The organism is Frankia sp. CeD (assembly GCF_000732115.1).
In the GTDB taxonomy this organism is placed as follows: Bacteria; Actinomycetota; Actinomycetes; order Frankiales; family Frankiaceae; genus Frankia; species Frankia casuarinae.
This window is the reverse complement of record NZ_JPGU01000047.1, coordinates 15,498-32,919: the sequence shown is the minus strand read 5'-3', so window position 1 is coordinate 32,919 and position 17,422 is coordinate 15,498. Positions and strand designations below refer to the sequence as shown.

The 17,422-nt window shown below is 68.4% G+C and carries 15 protein-coding genes and 1 pseudogene; 10 read left to right on the top strand and 6 right to left on the bottom strand.

Annotation, left to right across the window (positions count from 1 at the left end; translation table 11 throughout):
- The 3 genes and pseudogenes from CED_RS18300 to CED_RS18290 form a co-directional block, all read left to right on the top strand.
- Window positions 1–221 (top strand): annotated as a pseudogene (locus CED_RS18300) (hypothetical protein); the annotation flags it as partial.
- 449 nt (window positions 222–670) lie between these two features.
- Window positions 671–1,612: a ParA family protein gene (locus tag CED_RS18295; RefSeq protein ID WP_035912632.1), complete on the top strand. Its 942-nt coding sequence runs from the start codon at window positions 671–673 to the stop codon at window positions 1,610–1,612.
- Entirely contained in the window at window positions 1,602–2,141 is a 540-nt protein-coding gene (locus CED_RS18290) for a hypothetical protein (RefSeq protein WP_035912630.1), read from the top strand. The genes CED_RS18295 and CED_RS18290 overlap by 11 nt, the downstream gene beginning before the upstream one ends.
- A 60-nt stretch (window positions 2,142–2,201) precedes the next feature.
- Here CED_RS18290 and CED_RS18285 read toward each other — a convergent pair whose 3' ends face one another.
- Both CED_RS18285 and CED_RS18280 read right to left on the bottom strand, forming a co-directional pair.
- Window positions 2,202–2,753 (bottom strand): hypothetical protein, encoded by a 552-nt coding sequence (locus tag CED_RS18285; protein WP_011437140.1) that lies wholly within the window; start codon window positions 2,751–2,753, stop codon window positions 2,202–2,204.
- Window positions 2,754–3,257: 504 nt separating this feature from the next.
- Window positions 3,258–3,626 carry a helix-turn-helix domain-containing protein gene (locus CED_RS18280; RefSeq protein ID WP_157858561.1) on the bottom strand — a complete coding sequence of 123 codons (369 nt, stop codon included), beginning with the start codon at window positions 3,624–3,626 and terminating at the stop codon, window positions 3,258–3,260.
- A gap of 88 nt (window positions 3,627–3,714) precedes the next feature.
- Between CED_RS18280 and CED_RS18275 the strand changes: the two genes are divergently transcribed.
- The 5 genes from CED_RS18275 to CED_RS18255 all read left to right on the top strand — a co-directional run bounded on the left by CED_RS18275 (window position 3,715) and on the right by CED_RS18255 (window position 9,978).
- On the top strand, window positions 3,715–5,211 hold the full coding sequence (locus tag CED_RS18275; RefSeq protein ID WP_011437142.1) for an MFS transporter: 1,497 nt from the start codon (window positions 3,715–3,717) through the stop codon (window positions 5,209–5,211).
- Window positions 5,212–5,672: 461 nt separating this feature from the next.
- On the top strand, window positions 5,673–6,095 hold the full coding sequence (locus CED_RS18270; protein WP_051868908.1) for a rhodanese-like domain-containing protein: 423 nt from the start codon (window positions 5,673–5,675) through the stop codon (window positions 6,093–6,095).
- 221 nt (window positions 6,096–6,316) lie between these two features.
- Window positions 6,317–7,285 (top strand): L-tyrosine/L-tryptophan isonitrile synthase family protein, encoded by a 969-nt coding sequence (locus CED_RS18265; RefSeq protein ID WP_035912627.1) that lies wholly within the window; start codon window positions 6,317–6,319, stop codon window positions 7,283–7,285.
- Window positions 7,282–8,094: a TauD/TfdA family dioxygenase gene (locus CED_RS18260; protein ID WP_035912624.1), complete on the top strand. Its 813-nt coding sequence runs from the start codon at window positions 7,282–7,284 to the stop codon at window positions 8,092–8,094. Before CED_RS18265 ends, CED_RS18260 begins: the two co-directional genes overlap by 4 nt.
- Before the next feature lie 27 nt (window positions 8,095–8,121).
- Complete coding sequence (locus CED_RS18255; RefSeq protein ID WP_011437146.1) at window positions 8,122–9,978, top strand: NAD(P)/FAD-dependent oxidoreductase; 1,857 nt, start codon at window positions 8,122–8,124, stop codon at window positions 9,976–9,978.
- A 66-nt stretch (window positions 9,979–10,044) separates the two neighbouring features.
- On the opposite strand, the gene CED_RS18250 is transcribed toward CED_RS18255, so the two are convergent.
- Both CED_RS18250 and CED_RS18245 read right to left on the bottom strand, forming a co-directional pair.
- Window positions 10,045–11,547, bottom strand: a complete 1,503-nt coding sequence (locus tag CED_RS18250; protein ID WP_035912619.1) for an MFS transporter — start codon at window positions 11,545–11,547, stop codon at window positions 10,045–10,047.
- Between the two features lie 265 nt (window positions 11,548–11,812).
- Window positions 11,813–12,508 (bottom strand): TetR/AcrR family transcriptional regulator, encoded by a 696-nt coding sequence (locus CED_RS18245; protein WP_011437148.1) that lies wholly within the window; start codon window positions 12,506–12,508, stop codon window positions 11,813–11,815.
- 483 nt (window positions 12,509–12,991) lie between these two features.
- Between CED_RS18245 and CED_RS18240 the strand changes: the two genes are divergently transcribed.
- Window positions 12,992–14,002, top strand: a complete 1,011-nt coding sequence (locus CED_RS18240) for an alpha/beta hydrolase (protein ID WP_035912617.1) — start codon at window positions 12,992–12,994, stop codon at window positions 14,000–14,002.
- A 186-nt stretch (window positions 14,003–14,188) separates the two neighbouring features.
- Window positions 14,189–15,208 carry a universal stress protein gene (locus CED_RS18235; RefSeq protein WP_011437150.1) on the top strand — a complete coding sequence of 340 codons (1,020 nt, stop codon included), beginning with the start codon at window positions 14,189–14,191 and terminating at the stop codon, window positions 15,206–15,208.
- Between the two features lie 50 nt (window positions 15,209–15,258).
- Here CED_RS18235 and CED_RS18230 read toward each other — a convergent pair whose 3' ends face one another.
- Window positions 15,259–16,320, bottom strand: coding sequence for an LLM class F420-dependent oxidoreductase (locus CED_RS18230; RefSeq protein ID WP_035912615.1), 1,062 nt, complete (start codon window positions 16,318–16,320; stop codon window positions 15,259–15,261).
- A 131-nt stretch (window positions 16,321–16,451) separates the two neighbouring features.
- Window positions 16,452–17,318: a class I SAM-dependent methyltransferase gene (locus CED_RS18225; RefSeq protein ID WP_011437152.1), complete on the bottom strand. Its 867-nt coding sequence runs from the start codon at window positions 17,316–17,318 to the stop codon at window positions 16,452–16,454.
- Between the last annotated feature and the right edge of the window lie 104 nt (window positions 17,319–17,422).

The window sequence follows — 17,422 nt, the reverse complement described above, 5'->3', positions numbered from 1 at the left end:
ATCCCGACGGCGACGACCAGCCCCTGTGCCGGCTCCGCTACGGCGGCTACGCCAACCAGTGGGGCTTCGCGATCTGGCGCGCCAGCCACGACGACTACGCCGACTCCGTCCTGGCCGACGGCTCACCGACCGGCACCGCCGAAGCAGCCCTCGACCTCGCCGCCGGCCTCTACCTACCCGCCACCACCCATCACCGACGAACTAACGGCGGCGACCACTAGGTGAGCAGGGGCACTGACGGAAGACGGTCGGCTTGGGGTGTCCGGCCGGACTTGCGGGCCTTCGTCTTGGTACCGTCCCACTTCGCTTGAGTTGACCATGGTGTACCCACCAGTCGGCTAGGTCCAGCGTGGCGGCAGTCCGGAGCCGGTGCGCGGCTGGCTGCCCTACGACCTCTCCCACGACCCTCCCAACGTGCGATCAGCTGGACGATCGATGGTCATCGGCGGCCAAATGTCCACGCACGGCACTCACCCGTCCGGGGGATCCTGGAAGTGGCGTCAACGGCACGTGGTGTGCTGGCAGGAAGAAGGCCGGCGCGGGTTACGCGTACGGACGACGGCGCCAGTGCGCGACAGGGGGACCGCCGGATGACACATCATCGAAGTCCACGAAGCCAACCTGACGGCTACCTTAATATATCGCGGTCATCCACAAGAGCGGTGACACCGTGAAAGTGGTCTCCGTCATGAACTACAAGGGCGGAGTCGGAAAGACCACTCTGACGGCGAACATCGGCGCGGAGATCGCCCGCTGGGGAAAACGGGTTCTTCTGATCGATCTTGATCCGCAGGCGAGCCTCACCTTCTCCTTCTACCGGCCGGAGGACTGGCGGGCGCACCTCGCCGAGGGCCGGACCATCAAACAGTGGTTCGAAGCCTGGCGGATGGACGGGCCGGTGCCGGGACTCGAGGTACTCGTCACCGCCCCCACGGTGGCGAACTCCCGCATCGCGCATAACGGTGGCCGGCTCGACCTGATCGCGTCCCACCTTGCCCTCGGCGACGTCGAGATGGATCTCGCCGCGCGGTTGGGTGGGGCACAGATCCACCGGTCGACACGCCACTACTTCGACGTCTATCTGCGTCTCGCGGCCGGGCTTGCCACCCTGCCCGGGCGGCTCTACGATCTGGTGCTCATCGACTGCCCGCCGAACTTNGGCGTCATCACGAGGTCCGCCGTGGCGGCCAGCGACCAGCTGCTCATCCCGGCCCGCCCGGACGAGCTGTCCACCCTCGGAATCGATCACCTGCAGTCCCGGCTGCGCCGGTTCACCTGGGAATTCAACCAGGTCGCTGATCTGCAGGCCGACCTCCGGCCGGCCGTGAAGAAACTGGAACCGATGATTCTGGGCGTCGTCTTCACGATGGTCCAGTACTACGGTGGTCAGCCCGTCTCGGCGCTGCGGCCCTACATAGCACAGACCAGAAGCCTCGGGCTGCCCGTCTTCGATGCGATGCTTCGGGAGAGCAACAAGCACTTCGCCGGCGCGGCCCGCGCCCAGCTCCCCGCCATTCTCACCGAGCAGCTCAGCCGGGAACTCGCCTGGGAACTGCAGAGCCTGGTCGAGGAGTTCCTCAAACGCATCCGGACGGCGAACCATGGCTCCTGACAGTCGGCCCGCCAGCCACCCGGGTCGGGATGCGGCCCGTCTCGGGGCTGTTCTCCTGCGCCAGGTGTCCGATCTGCTCGACACCCTGGACGTCCGGCAGCTTGACGATCTCGTGGCGGGTCGGGCGCGGCTCGCGGGCGTCCCCCCGCCCCCAGCAGCGCCCACGCCCACAGCAGCGCCCACGCCCACAGCAGCGCCCACGCCCACAGCAGCGCCCACGCCCACGGCCACGGCAGCAGACCCGGGCGGTCGTGCCGCGGCGGACGGCTCCCGGCTCCCGGCGTCCGTGGACGTCGAGAAGCTGCACGCGACACTGGTCGCCGCCGCGAGCCGGGAGGAAGCCCGGGAGCACCTGGCTGCCCTGGGCCGGATTCCGGTCCCGCAGCTACGGGCCCTGGCGGGCGCCCTGGGTGTCGACGGTGTCGGCGGCAGGGATCCGAAAGCCACCGTGATCCGAAAGATCGTGGACGGGACCATCGGTTTCCGGCTCAGCTCCCGGGCGATGCTGGCCGGGGAATCCGAACTGTAGAGCCGCGTTCTCCGACCGTTCTCCGGCCGGTGGAGCCGTCGGCTGGCCCGCTCCCGCCGGTCATGCCGCACCGAGCAAGAGGCCGAATCCGGTCATCAACACGGCGACGGCGAGTACCAGCGAGGTCACGAGATTACGCATGGTGACTCGGCGGGGAGCGCCGTCGAGGTCCGGCTGCGCCTCGGGCTCGCGCGGTGGAATCCGCAGGGCGAGCACGATCGGGTGAAACGGCGAGACGCGGTTCGGCGGCCAGGCGACCGCCCGCAGATCGCGCCGTTTGAAGGGGGCGTGACTCGCGCATCCGGTGAGCCAGCCGTTGACCGGGGTCTCGCAGATGCCGTCGTCGGTCCGGTAGGCCCGGCAGAGCGTCGGCCAACGGAATCCCAACATCACGGTGATCACGAGCAGGGCCACCGGCAGCGCGATCCACGTGCCCCGCAGGGTGAGCCACAGCCCGGCGGCACCGAAGGCGAGATAGCAGGCGAGATGGACATGTTTGCGTTCCCGTCGGCTCCTCGTCCGTGAAGCGGCCCGGCGGGACCGGGTCGGTTGCCGGCGGCGGGCGGACGTCCGGCCCGATCCCGACGAAGATCTCCTGCGCGGCGCTGCCATGACCATCCTCCTGTCTGCCCAGGTGCACGGGTGGGATGCGCCGCGGCGTCACGACAGATGCGTGGCCGTCCGTGCATCTGCGCCGACGGTCACGCCCCGCCCCTCGGCTGGCGTCGCTCCGCGATGGTTCTAGCACAGCTTGATGCCTAATTTAGCGCTTATCCTTTGTTTGCCATCACTTGCCACCAAACGCCAATAATAGGCGTATGATGTGTCCGTATAGCAGTCATGTTTTCAGTCATGCTTCTTCGCGACAGATCTCGATCAAGGCTTTGGCGGATCCCGCCGGCCTGTCGATCAGTACGGTGAAGGCGCGGTCGAGATCGGGCAGCGGATACCGGGGGTGATCAGACTGGCCGCGACGAGCCTCGGCCTGGTCCCCACCGGCCTCCTTGTCCGACGGGACACGCGCGGGCGTCCGGGCCGGCCCTGGACCTTCGGCCGCACTGACGCGCCGCCGTTGACACCTGGAGCCGCTCCAGGAAGCTCCTGCTCCTGGCCGGGTTACTCGTCCATGGCACGGAGCAGGCTCGCGGGNAGCGATCGATCCGGGCCGGCTCCCGTAGTCCATCGGGAGCCCCATCGGCCGAGTTCCATCAGGATCGGCGCGAGATCCCGGCCCGCCGACGTCAGTTCGTATTCCGAACGAGGTGGACGTGGCTGATAAAGCCTGCGTTGCAGGATGCCTCGATCGACGAGCCGGTCGAGGCGCCGAGTGAGGGTGTGATCGGAGATCTTCAGACGGGTTCGGAAGTCGTCGTAGCGCCGAGCGCCGCCGAACGCCTCTCGGATGATCAGCAGGGACCAGTGATCGCCGATCAGCCCGAGCGCGCGAGCGGCCGGGCAGTCGGACTCGTCGTGCTGGTCAAGCACCTGGCCAGTGTATCTGTTGACTTCCATTTCGGAAGCATCTAGGATCCCTTCCGAAATGGAAGTCGGTCTCGGGGGAGTGGAGGCGCGTATGTCGAGGTCCGCTCAGCCGAAGGAGTCTGCGGCATCACCACTGCTGCTGCCGGTCGTGTGCCTCGGCCAGTTCCTGGTCGTGTTCAGCCTGTCCAGCGTGAATGTCGCGCTGCCCAGCCTGGCAGCCGATCTTCAGATGAGCCGCGAGACCCAGCCCTACACGGTCACGGCCTACGGGATAGCCCTGGGCAGCCTGCTCCTGCTGGGTGGCAGGGCTGGCGATCTACTCGGCCGACGGCGACTGTTCCGGCTAGGCACGGGGGTCTTCGCGGTCGGCACCGTGGTGTGCACGCTCGCCAACGTGACCGGCGTGCTGCTCGCTGGGCGGGCCCTGGAGGGGCTCGGTGCGGCCATGCTCGCCCCGGCCGCGCTGGGGACGATCAACGCGATCTACCCGCAAGGGCCGAGCAGAAACAAGGCGCTCGGGGTGTTCGGTGCGGTGTCCAGCGCGGCGGCCGGGGTGGGCGTCTTGGCGGGCGGGGTCCTCACCGACGGGCCGGGATGGCGGTGGGCGTTCGCGATCAAAATTCCCTTCTGTCTACTCCTGCTCGCCGTGGTCGGAAGGATCATGCCGGAAACCCGTGACACCCGTTCTCACCACGGCTTCGACATCGCCGGCGCGCTCACCGCGACGGGGTCGATGTTCTCGCTGGTCGTGGCCATCACACAGGCGGAGCAGCGCGGTTTCACCAGCCCGGCGATCCTTGCTCTGTTCGGATCAGCCGCCGTTCTTCTGATCGCCTTCATCGTGATCGAGAGCCGCAGCGACGACCCGCTCATGCCGTTGGCCCTCTTCCGCCGGCGTGGTCTCAGCGTCGCCAACGGCGCGACCCTGCTCGTGTGGGCCAGCTTCGGGTCGGCTTTCCTCCTGGTGGCCCTGTATGTGCAGCAGGTACTCGGCTACAGCCCGATGAAGGCCGGGCTGACATTCGTGCCGATGGCAACCGCGGCCGCGCTCGCGGCCAACGTCGCCCAGGCGACAGCGAGTCGTTCCGCGCGCGGTCCCAAGCCCGCGCTGCTCGTCGGCCTTGTCCTCCTCACTGTCGGCGTGGCCCTCCTGTCCCGGGGCGACGCCGACACCAGGTACACGGCGGTGCTGCTGCCGGCGCTCGTGCTGTGCGGCGCCGGTCTCGCGACCTCCCTCACCGCGCTCAACGTGGCCGCCTTCAGCGGCTCCAACAGCGACGACTCCGGGGTTGAGGCAGGACTCCTGAGCACCTCCCAGGAGATCGGCGCGGCCCTCGGCGTCTCGATTCTCTCGACGGTGTCGGCCCGCGTCATCTCCGATCATCTCGCAGCTCATCCCGGAGATCCGACCGCGATGCTCAGCGGCACGGTCGATGCCTTTCAGGTGTCCTTCGTCGTCGCGGCGGGCATGGCTGCCGGCGCCTTCCTGCTTTCCCTGATCGCCCTCTCGACGCGGGTTGATATCCCCCCGGCCAGCGTGTCGGAAAACCCCCTCGCGGAACCAGCCTCGATAATGCCCTCAAGGTGACACGGTCGCCTTAGACGGGACTTCCGAAGATCGTCGCGCGGGTTCCGCCCGCCTTCTCATCGGATCGAACTCGGCCGCGGCCATGCGGCTGCTCCTGCCAGGCCTCCGCTCCCCTCGTCCCGCTCGCGGCCTCCTCCGCTGGGCCGTGCCGTTTCCTCCTCCCGCAGCACATCCGGCGTCAGTGGCGCTGGCCAGTGATTTCTTTCTGGCCAGCCCGTCAGTACCCGCGCTCCTCAATGAATCGCTCCTTGAGGAGCAGGTCCGCGNCCCCGTTNCCCNCCCCGTGGGACGGGGTTGTTGTCGTGTTCGGTGGGGTCAGGGGTGANCCCGGCCCGCCGGTAGTGCCCGCTGATATCTCCCTCCAGTCTGTCGCATAGGAGACAGCGGAGTCCTTGTTGCTAAATTGCTACGTATCGCCCAGAGTGGTGATGTCCAGTTGTTCAGGAAGAAAGGATTGGCTGATGGTAGTGCTTGACCAACGGCTGCTCGAGAGTTGTCGACGCTACGTCGACGACATGCCGCCGCGCTTCAACTACATGACTTCCCCCGAGCTGGCCAAAGCCCTGGAGTCCCATCCGGACGCATACTTCGTCCTTGACAACCGCACCCCCGAGGCGTATGCGGCGGGCCATATACCGGGTGCCGTGAACATGTGGTTCAAGGACGTGCTGTCCGACAGCAACCTCGCTCTTCTCCCTCGGGACAAGACAATCATCATCGTATGCTGGGTGGGCCATACGGCCAGTCAGCTCGTCGCCCTGCTCGGTCTGCTGGGTTTCACCGTCGCAGGTCTTCAGTACGGCATGGGTGAAAGCCCGGTGCCCGATTCCCCCCGGGCCGGCTGGCGCGATCTGGGCCTGCCGCTGGAAAAGAAAATTGGCTAGCGAATCGCTCACCTGAGCTGACGCAACGCCTATCTGCCCTCACCGCAGGTCAAGACTTCCAAGAACCCGCTTTGAATCTTGTCTTGACCGCGAACGGCGCTACACCATGGGATCGAATCCCGGTACTCGGCGTGCCGACCGGTCACAGCCCTCTTTGTCAGGCTGGAATACCGGACCGGAGTACTTCTAAAACAGACTCTAAGAGGGAGTCTTAATCAGCCATGCCCAACGAAACCGCAACAGAGATCATCGATCTGCTGTTTCAGTTCCGGCGGCTCTCCGATCCGACGGAGGTCTGCTCGGCCCAGCCCTGCGAGCTCTGCTTCGACATCCATCGCCCAAAGATCGAGTACTGGATCAACCAGAACGAGCCGATCCACTTCGTGATCCTCGCTTTCCCGGCCAAGTCACCCAACAGGCAGAAGGTCCTCGGCTCGCTGCCGGATCTCGCCGAGCGCATCGCGCTCGACTTTCTGCGCTCGATGTGTGAGCACATCGGCCATTTCTATGAGCCCGGAGCCAGGATCACGGTCTGCTCGGACGGGCACGTGTTCGGGGATCTGATCAGTGTCTCCGACGAGGCCATCTCGTCCTACCGCAGCGACCTGGAGGCGCTGCTGGTCGACATCAGAGCACACAATATCGATCTCTACTCACTGGACGACGCGTTCGGCGCCGGTGACTTCACCGAGCTGCGTAGGAAACTGGAGGAAAACTATGCCGCAACGGTGGCGGAACTGCGCCAACNGATCGCCACGAGCCCAGCCACGAAGACGCAGTTCAACGGCATCCACCGTTTCGTGTTCGAGGATCTGCTGGTGCTGCGCCCGGAGACCAGCCGCACTCAACTCCGGCTCGCCAGCAAGGATCTCGCCTACCAGATCGTCCGCCGCAGCAACGCCTGGAGCCGACTCGTCGCCGAGCAGTTCCCGTCCGCCGTCCGCCTGTCGATCCACCCCCAGCCCTGCCATTCCGAGAAAATCGGCATCCATATGATCAGAACCAGGGACAACTGGCTCACTCCCTGGCATGGCGTCGCCATGGACGACGGCAACAGTGTCACGCTGATAAAGCGCAGCACCGCCGAAAAGCTGAACGCGTCGGTGGTCTGGCGCAATGGACGACCGAGTCACTTCGTCGCTCCGCATCTCATGCGGACGGATTCGAGGGTGAAGGAGACCGTCTCGTGAGTGCCGGGGCACTGGTCGACGCCAGCTCGGCGCCGCGGCGTTCGCTGCATCCGTTCGGACTGTTGATCGAATCATCCAGTGACACGGATCTGACCGCCGTGCCACCCGAGGAGTTGACCCGGTTCGTCGCGGATTCGAAGCTGCTGGTGCTACGAGGTTTCCAATCTCCTTCGACCACCGATCTCGTCGCCTACTGCCGGCGAATGGGCGAGATCCTGACCTGGGACTTCGGGGAGGTGCTGGACCTGACGGTGCACGAGGACCCACAGAACTACCTGTTCACCACGGGTCCGGTGCCCTTCCACTGGGACGGCGCGTTCGCCCGGCTCACGCCACGCTTCATCGTGTTCCGCTGCCTACGCGCTCCCGACCCGGATAGAGGCGGGGNGNCGACTTTNTNCGACACCNCCCNCNTTATTTNCNCCNCGCCNGCGCACCTGCGTGACACCTGGGCCGGCGTCCGGATCGACTACCAGACCGAAAAGATCAAGCACTACGGCGGGCACATCGTGCAGGACCTCGTGGTGCCCCATGCCGTGACGGGTGTGCCGACTCTTCGTTTTGCCGAGGCGCTCGACCCAGCCGAATATCTCAATCCGCTGTTCCTCGACATCCACGGCGTCTCACGGAATGATCGCGAGGACTTTCTCGACGATCTGTCGGCCCGGCTCTACGACCCGTCCGTCAGCTACGCGCACGCATGGCGTTCCGGCGATGTCGTGATCGCGGACAACCATGCGCTGCTACACGGTCGACGGTCTTACTCACTGGCCTCCTCGCGGCGACTCCAACGCATTCATGTGATCTGAGCAAAGATTCGAGGAAATGGAGAAGACATGCGGGATCATTACGACGTTATTATCGCCGGCGGCGGGCCGGCGGGCTCTACACTGGCCGCGCTGCTCGCCCGCACGTCGGACCTGAAAGTAGCGATCTTCGAGAAGGATGAGTTCCCGCGCGAGCACATCGGCGAGTCGTTCGCGCACCCGTTGATCCCGGTGCTGGCAGAGAGCGGAGCGCTCGCGAAGGTGCTGGCCAGCAACTGCTGGGTAAAGAAATTTGGCGGTATCTACAGCTGGGCGCGGCAGGGTCCGAGCCGGGCGTTCTTCGACCACGCGAACTGGGCGGTGGACGGGGTACACCGATGGGCACTGCACGTCAACCGTTCAGAGTTCGACCAGATCCTGCTGGAACACGCCCGGGACCTCGGAGTCGACGTCACCACCGGGATGGCCGTCACCGACTTCGCCGCGGCCGCCAACGGCTGTCAGGTGACGCTCGCCGACGGCACCGCCGTGTCCGGCGCGTACTTCGTCGATGCCTCCGGTCGCCAGCAGAGCCTGGTCACCAAAAAGCCTCGCGAATGGTTGTCCGGCTACCGGAACATCGCGATCTGGCAGCACTACCTGGGCGGCCTGCCGGCCCAGGGGCTCGACGGCGACTGGAACATCTTCCGGGAGAAGAACCTCTCGCCGATCGGTTGCTTCGCGTTTCCCGACGGCTGGTGCTGGTACATCCCCGTCCCCAGGATCGTGAACGGGGAGCGGGTGCTCACGCACTCGATCGGCATCGTGACGAGCCCGGAGGTGCTGAAGGAACCCGGGAAGGACTTCACGGACTCCGAGGTCTTTCTGCGCACCGTCCGCGGCGTGCCGCGGCTGGCCGACCTGGTGGCCGAGGTGACGCCGATCTCCGACCAGATGATGACGGTCACCAACTACTCCCGGGTCAATGAGCGCTTCGCCGACCTCGACCGGCACTGGATCCTGATCGGCGATGCCTCCTACTTCGTGGACCCCCTCTTCTCGTCCGGGGTCGCGTTCGCGGCCAACCAGGCGGCCTCGGCGGCGCTGCTGCTGCGCACCACGCTGCGCGCCGAACTCTCCCCGGGTCTGGTGAGAGATCTGTGGCAGGACTACGACCACGAGTGGCACGGAATGGCCGAGGTGTTCGCGCTCTCGATTGATCAGTGGTATCACATGATCGGCGCGGACAACCCGGGCAGCGCATACTGGCACCGGCGCAATTCGAGTCCGCATCTGGACATGCCCGATCGGTCCTTCGACGCGCTGCTCAACACGGCGTTCACCCCCGACCTGCTCCTGATCATGACGCGCGGCACCGGCCGAATGTCCGACCTGGCGATCGACGGTCCGTACCAGCAGGCTCGCGCGCACGTGATGCTGACGGAGCCGGAACCGGACGCCGTGCTGGTCGCCGCTCCCGGAGTCCGGATGCGGGCCGGCGTGGCGCTGGATGTCCCCGGCTTCAAAGCGGTGCTCCCACCGGCCGACCTCGAACTGGACACGCCCGCCGCGGTACGGGCCGCCGTCGCCGAGTACTGGACCGATCCGGTGGCGGCCGAGGCGAACGGCGGCCTCGGCGTGCCTTCTCCGACCGCCTCCCCAGTACCGTGCCACCGTTTCGAGTTCGATTCCGACGCACTCGTCGATTCCGGCTCAGGCGCGACGGGGTTTTCGGTGCGCGGGGTGGACAGTCACGACGGCGCACCGCAGCTGTGGGAGATACTCAGCCGCGGTCCGGTCGTCTACGGCGAGCTCGGCTCGCGGCTCGCCCCCGGTCAGCGGGTGCTGCTGCAGCGGCTGATAAAGGCCGGAATGGTCACCGTCAAGACCGCGGCGAGGCAGACCACGCCGGGGACTGAAGCCGCCGAGGTCACCCTCGCGGACTGACCGAAGCGGCGGCCGGCCAGCCGGGCGCGGGCCGGGCCGGTCGCTCACGCCGGCCCGGCCCGGGTCTCAGCCGGCGTGCGCGGGGACGACCTCGACGTCGGTAGTCGACTCCCGCCCGGCCCGGATGAGCACGACGATCACCACCGCCGCGAGCGCGATGAGGATGGCGCCCCACAGGAACGCCGTGGTGTAGCCCTCGATCTGCGCCTGGTCGAGAAGCGCCTTCCCNCCCCGTCCGTGATCGGCCAGGTAGTTGGTGACGGCCGTCGCGTAGACGGTGTTGAGCAACGCGGTTCCCAGCGCCCCGCCGATCTGCTGGGTCGTGTTGACCAGCGCGCTGGCCACCCCCGCGTCGTGCGGGGCGACCCCGATCAGCGCGAGGTTCGACAGGGGCACGAACGAGAAGCCCATGCCGATGCTGATCAGCAGCTCGGAGGGCAGGATGTGCACGACGTAGCTCGAATCCGTCCCAACCCCGAGGAGCAGCGCCATCCCGACCGCCGCGAGCGTCGTGCCGGTGCCGGCCAGCACCCGGGGTCCGACGCGCGGCAGGAACTGGCTGGCAAGCCCCGCGGAGACGATGATCCCGCCGCTGAACGGCAGGNACGCGAAGCCGGTCTTCAGGGCGCTGTAGCCGAGCGTCTGCTGGAAGTAGTACGTCAGGAACAGGAACATCGCGAACAGGCCGGCCCCGGTCAGCAGCGAGGCCAGGAACGAGCCGCCGCGGTTGCGCTCCCACGGCACCCGCAGCGGCAGCAGCGGCGCGCTGGTGCGGGACTCGACGACGACGAAGGCCACGAGCAGCACAGCCGCACCAACCAGCAGCCCGATGGTGCGGGCGTCGCCCCAGCCATCCTCGGCGGCCACGGTGAAGCCGTAGACCAGGGCCACCAGGCCCGCGGTCACCGTCACCGCGCCGGGCAGGTCGTAGCGGGCCTCGCCCTCCGCCCGGCTCTCGCGCACCACCGGCAGCGCGAGTACCGCGGTGATGATCGCGATCGGCACGTTCACCAGCAGGCACCACCGCCAGGAGGCGTACTCGGTGAGCAGGCCGCCGACGATGAGACCGATCGCGGCGCCACCGCCGGAGATCGCTCCGTACACGCCGAACGCCTTGGCCCGCTCGTGGCTTTCGGTGAAGGCGACGGTGATCAGCGACAGCGCGGCCGGCGCGAGCAGGGCCGCGAACGCGCCCTGCAGCGCCCGCGCTGCGAACAGCAGCCCGGCGTTCGGGGCCAGGCCGCCCAGCGCCGAGGCCAGCGCGAAACCGAGGAGTCCCCAGCTGAAGGCCCGCTTGCGCCCCAGGTAGTCGGCGACGCGCCCGCCGAGCAGCAGCAGACCGCCGAAGGCCACGGTGTACGCGGTGATGATCCACTGCCGGTTCGCGGTGGAGATGTCGAGATCGGCCTGCGCGTGCGGGATCGCGATGTTCATGATCGCGGCGTCGAGGACGACCATGAGCTGCGCGACAGCGATGATCCAGAGCGCGAGCCAGCGCCGTGGATCGGGCGAGCCGTCAGCCGCGTCCACCGGACGGTCCTCCGCCTGGTGGTCGAGGGTTGTGGTCACAGGGAAGCTCCTAGCCGGTCGGACCTGAAACGGGGACGAACGAACGCCACGAGTTCGGGCGAGGCGACCCGGTGCGGTGGGGATGGTGCCGATGGGGATGGTGCCGATGGGGATGGTGCCGATGGGGATGGTGCCGATGGACGGCGCCCCCGGGACCGGGCGGTCCGTGGCGGCGTCGGTGACGCGGCAGTGGCAGGGACAGGGACAGTGGCAGTGGCAGTGGCAGTGGCAGGGACATCGAACAGGAGTTCGAGCAGGGAATAGCTCAGGCGTTCGAGTTGACCCCGGACGGGGGTGTTTCGGGCCGGAGTGTCGTTCCGGGCCGGCCAGCCAGCAACGGCATGAGCACGTCGTCCACCATATGATCGACGAACGCATCGTCGAGCGGCTCGCCGGTGACGAGCAGGCGACAGAAAATCATCGCCATGACGATCTCCATAATCACGTCGAAATCGGCCGACACAGAGATCTCCCCCCGTTGCGAGGCCCGAGCGAACATGCAACGGCCGATCTTCGCTTTGTTCTGCAGGATGTTGGCCTGCACGACCGCGGCCAGCCGCGGGGACTCGCTCGCGGCCCGGAGCACGCCGATGAGCAGCGCACCGTCGGGACCGGTAATCGTGTCGATCATGAGGTGCACCTCGGCGGCCAGGTCGTCCCGCAGGCACCCGGTGTCAGCCGGAACGCGGTCGCCGGGACCATGCCGGCGCAGGGCCTCCACGACCATCTCGTCCTTGCACGACCATCGGCGGTAGATCGTCGCCTTGCTGGCTCGGGCCCGGGCCGCGACGGCGACCATGCTCATCCGCTCATACCCGACCTCGACGAGCAGTTCCAGCGCGGCGTCCAGGATCGCCCGTTCCCGGGCGTCGTCCCGGGGCCGGCCACGCCCGGCGCCACTCGGCGGGGAAATCGGTTTTCGCCCTTCCGTCTCGGACGCTTCTCCGGAGTCGACGCGCATGGCCGCGACGCCGAGGAGAAGGCCTAATGAACATTACCTGGACCAGAGAAACAGTACCGTACTGTACTGAAAATACCAGCTCCCCACACCGTGTGGTGCTGGTCACATCCACTACCCGTCACCAACACCCGTACCCGCACCCGCACCGCGTCGGCCCCGGCCCCGGCCCCGGCCGCAGGCTCCGGCCGCAGGCTCCGGCTCCGGCCGTGATCCGGGTGTCCCGAACGGACAACGCCCGGGGCCGTCCGTCTGGAATGTCAGTGAACGCCAAGATCAAGGGATTCATCATGCGATCGGACGTTCGGAACGGTCAGAGCGGCAGGGCATGATGACTGGCGGAGGCGAGAGTTCCGTCCCCGCTGACCCCTGCCCGGCCGATCCCCGTCCCGCCGATCCCCGTCCCGCGGACGGCCCTCCGGAAGGGAGATTGTCATCATCCGCTCCGCCCAGCACCGATTCCTCGCCGCTGCCGCCACCGGCGGCATGCTCGCACTCGGCCTGGGCCTGGCGGCGTGCTCCCGGCACGGCTCCACCCCTCGCCCCTCGTCGCCGACAGCGTCGGGCCCGGGTGGCCCGAACAGCACACTCGCGCAGGCCGGCACGCCCGAGGAGTCCGACGGCCTGTGGGTCCTGCGCGACGTGCCCTACGCGCCGGTCTCGCCGGCACAGCGGCTGGATCTCTNCCGCCCCTCCCCGCCGGCCCCGACGGCGGGTGCCGAGGGGGCCCGGGTGGTCCCCGGGACGGTCCTGCCGGTGGTGCTCACGATCCACGGTGGCGCGTTCATGCTCGGCGACAAGCGGGACGACCTGCCGGTGGTCCGGGCACTCGTCCACGCCGGATANGCCGTCGCCAGCCTGAACTACCGGCTGTCCGGGGAGGCGAAGTTCCCGGCCGCGGTCCAGGACGTGAAGGCGTCCGTCCGCTGGCTGCGGGCCCACGCGGGCACCTATGGCCTGGACCCCTCCCGCATCGCCGCGACCGGCGCGTCGGCCGGGGCCTACCTCGCGGTGATGCTGGGCACGACGAGCGGCGTGGCGATGTTCGACGACCCGGATCTCGGCAACCCCGGGGTGTCCAGCGACGTCCAGGCCGTCGTCGACTTCTACGGCCCGGTGAACTTCGCCTCGATGGACGCCCAGCTGCGCACGAACGAGCGGTGCACCGTGGCCGACGCCCAGCACGACCGGCCCCACTCGCCGGAGTCGCGCTTCCTCGGCCGCACCGTGACAGCCGTGCCCCAGCTGGTACGGGTGGCGAGCCCCCTGAACTACCTGAGCCGCGGGCCGCTGCCGCCGTTCCTGATCGAGCACGGGGACGCGGACTGCACGGTCCCCCACCAGCAGTCGCTGGAACTCGCCCACGCGCTGCGCACCGCCGGAGCGCCGGCAGTGGACGTGACGATCGTGCCGGGCGCCGGCCACGGCGGTGCCTTCCCGACCCGGGAACGGATGGGCGTCGTTCTGGCGTTTCTGCACCGCACCATCGGCCGCTGACGGCCGGCACACCACCCGGCGCTCCATCGAGCAACCACCTCTGCGACCTCAGGCCGCGGGCCATCCGGCAGGGTCATGACCCGGCCGCAGGCCCCACCGGCTCACCCCGCGCGTCACGTCGCGGGGGTCACCTTCAGGCGGAACCATGGCGGTGGCGGGGGACACCACGGCGAGAGGGNGATGGCGATGTCGGACACCACGGCACAGCCGGACAGCGCGGCACAGCCGAACAGCGCGGCACAGCCGAACAGCGCGGGGTACGCGCGCCCCGCCGGGCCGGCGGACGCCCGCAACCCCGCCGGGCAGGCCGTCGAGGTGGCGGACGCGGAGTCCGCCGCCGGTGGGATCGTCGTCGGGGTCGACGGTTCACCCGCGTCCGTCGCCGCGATCCGGTGGGCCTGTGACGAGGCCGCCCGGCGCCTGGTCCCGGTGATCGCGGTACTGGTATGGGACGTCATGGGCGAACCGCGGCCGGTCTTCGAGACCGCGGCGAACGCCGACCGCGAGGGTCTGGCGCACGCCGCCACGCGGGTTCTGGACACCGCGCTGACCGCCGCCCGGGTCAGCGATCCGACAGTGCGGATCATCCGGCGGGTCGAGGAGGGCAGTCCCGTCCCGGAGCTGCTGCGGGCCGCGGTCGGCGCGCGGATGATCGTCGTCGGCGAGCGCGGTCACGGGGCCCTGCACCGGCTGGTGAGCGGCTCGGTGAGCCAGGGTGTGGTGCACTATGCCTCCCTGCCGGTCGTCGTGGTACGGCCGGTCGCCCCGGCCGCCGGCGTCGACGACCGGCCGGTGGTCGTCGGCGTGGACGGCTCGGCCCTCTCGCTCACGGCACTACGGTGGGCCGTCGAGGCGGCGATGCTCCGCAAGAGCGCCCTGCACGTCGTGCATGCCTGGCACCTGGACATCCCGATCTACCCGGGGAGCTACGCCGATATCGGATCGGTGCTGGCGGAGCAGGCCCAGCAGACCCTCGACCAGGCCGTCTCCACGATCGTCACCGAGCACGCCGGCGGGCTACCCATCCCCGTTATGAAGGAGACCGTCGCCGATGGCCCCGCCCATGCGCTGCTGCGGGCCTCGGCTGACGCGCAGCTGCTCGTGGTCGGCAGCCGCGGGCACGGCGGCTTCGCCGAACTGCTTCTCGGTTCGGTGAGCCACCAGTGCGTCCTGCACGCGCACTGCCCGGTGGCCGTGGTCAGGTAGCGGCGCGGCCCGTGGTCGGGGAACCGGCACGGTTCGTCCGGCGAGATCGATCAGCCGACGCCAGCCGGCGTTGGGATGCGGGGGCGCAGCGTGCTCAGCAGGCCGAGGACCCGGTCGGCCAGGTCCTGCTCTCCCCCGCCGGCCGATCCAGCTGATCCGGCGGTGTCCCACGAGCCGAGCAGGAAGGACGGAGTCAGGCGGACGTAGAGCTGGATCGCGGTAACCCCGGGCTGCACATATGCGGCGATCTGGTCGCGGCACTGCTCGGGCGTGCCGTGGATGAACAGGGCGTCAATGACCTCATCGGGTAGTGCCCGGGCGGCACCACGCTGGTCCCCGGCGGTCCAGCGCTTGTGGGACTCGGCGAGCCGTTCGCCGTTGCCGAGCCATTCGTGGAAGGCATGGTAGGGGGTCTGGTTGAGGATCCAGGTGAGGAACGGCCGGCTGTCGCGGCGGGCGACGTCCGGATCGGCGTTCGGGCTCACGAAGACCTTCACCACCAGCTCCTTGCCCGCTGGCTGCGGTCCGACGACGGCGCGGACCTTGATCAGATCTTCGGGGGACAACAGATTGGTGACGGCACCATCCCCCTCGGTGAAGCCGAGCTTGAGCATGCCGGGCCGCAGCGCTCCCAGGATGACCTTCGGCGTCTCGATCGGAGGATTCGGTATGGCGAAGCCGCGGATCGCGAACGTGTCGAAGGCGCCGGAGACCACCTCGCCGCGCAGCGCCCGGGTGAGGAAACGAAGCGTGTCCCGGGTCCGGCGGAAGGGCTCGTCGAACGGGATGCCGTTGAGGTCGGTCACGTGGGCGGGCACCGACGAACCGATGCCAAGGACAAGCCCGCCGAACGTCAGATCGGCCAGGGTCGCCGCGGTCTGGGCGAGCACCGCCGGGCCGCGGGTGTGGACGGGCACGATCGCGCTCGCCAGGCGCACCCGGGGATCCCAGGCGGCGGCGACCGCGAGCGGGGTGAACGCGTCGATGCCGCCGCCTTCGGCCGTCCACACGTCGCTGTAGCCAGCGTCAGCGAGTCCCGTGACGATGCGTCGATGGTCCCGCAGCGGAATGCCGGGCAGAGGAAGGGTGACACCGAAGCGCGGAGTGGTCACGGGAGTACCTCACGGGTGGTCGACGGTGTTCGGTCAGATGGTCGTCGCGGAGACGGAGGACGAAGGACGAAGGACGGAGACGGAGGACGAAGGACGGAGACGGAAGGGCGGGAGTTCCCGCGCCCGTAAGCTCAGGCCGGGGGGCGCCGGCCCCAGGCCGCGATGATGCTGGGCCCGAGGTCGAGGAAGTCGGGATCGGCGAGCAGGGCCAGGGCCGAGTCGAGATCGGCGCGGGTGAGCAGGCCGCTGGCGACAAGGTAGTCGGCGGACTGGCTGAACGTCGCACGCCACAGGCGCCCGATCTCGTTGGAGCCGCCAACCGGGTAGTACGTGGCGTGCAGACCGGCGTCGACCAGGCCCGCTCGGGTCAGCGGCGCCGGCAGCGTTCGCCCCCACCACAGGTCCGACCCGATCGACGACGCCATTGCCTGGCCGATCGCCTCGAAGGCGTGCCGGAATTCGTCGTGCGGTGACGAGTCAACCGGGGACAGCACGAGATCCTCAGTGACCAGCCAGCCGCCCGGGGCCAGCCAGGAGACTAGCCGCCGCAGCACCTCCTCACGTTCGGGGATGTGCATGAGGACGGTGCGGGCATGGATGAGGTCGAAGGAGCCCGGCTCGAAGTCGTGGGTGCGCACGTCCGCTTGGACGATCCGCAGGTTCGACCGGCCGGTGTCGTCGAGGAAACTCGTGCTCACGTCGACCGCGGTCACCTCCCCGCCGGGGAACCGGTCGGCCAGCCAGTAGGCGACCGAACCCGCACCGGCACCGATTTCCAGGAACCGCCCTCCGTCTGCGATTCCCCGCGCCTCGAGAACGGCGTGCGTGGCCGGGTCCACCTGTGATTCCAGCAGTTGCAGCCGACCGAGTTCCGTGGAGATGTCGTGGCTGAGGATGCCCTGGACGTATCCGACCGACGTGTCGGGCTCGGAACGCTGTGCAGCGATCACGTCTCGCGCCGGCGCCAAAGCCGCATCGAATTCCGTTGTACTGGTCATCGTCTCCCCTGGGCATGGTTCTGGGCCGGCTCCGGGCGGTCGCAGCCAAGTCCCAGACCGGTTGCGGACCAGCTCCGGTCCGGCACGGCGGTACCGATGTCTGT

Coding starts and splice junctions, on each gene's coding strand:
- CED_RS18225 (WP_011437152.1), bottom strand. CDS start 17,318: ATGACCAGTACAACGGAATTCGATGCGGCTTTGGCGCCGGCGCGAGAC.
- CED_RS18255 (WP_011437146.1), top strand. CDS start 8,122: ATGCGGGATCATTACGACGTTATTATCGCCGGCGGCGGGCCGGCGGGC.
- CED_RS18245 (WP_011437148.1), bottom strand. CDS start 12,508: ATGCGCGTCGACTCCGGAGAAGCGTCCGAGACGGAAGGGCGAAAACCG.
- CED_RS18270 (WP_051868908.1), top strand. CDS start 5,673: ATGGTAGTGCTTGACCAACGGCTGCTCGAGAGTTGTCGACGCTACGTC.
- CED_RS18235 (WP_011437150.1), top strand. CDS start 14,189: ATGTCGGACACCACGGCACAGCCGGACAGCGCGGCACAGCCGAACAGC.
- CED_RS18275 (WP_011437142.1), top strand. CDS start 3,715: ATGTCGAGGTCCGCTCAGCCGAAGGAGTCTGCGGCATCACCACTGCTG.
- CED_RS18290 (WP_035912630.1), top strand. CDS start 1,602: ATGGCTCCTGACAGTCGGCCCGCCAGCCACCCGGGTCGGGATGCGGCC.
- CED_RS18285 (WP_011437140.1), bottom strand. CDS start 2,753: ATGGCAGCGCCGCGCAGGAGATCTTCGTCGGGATCGGGCCGGACGTCC.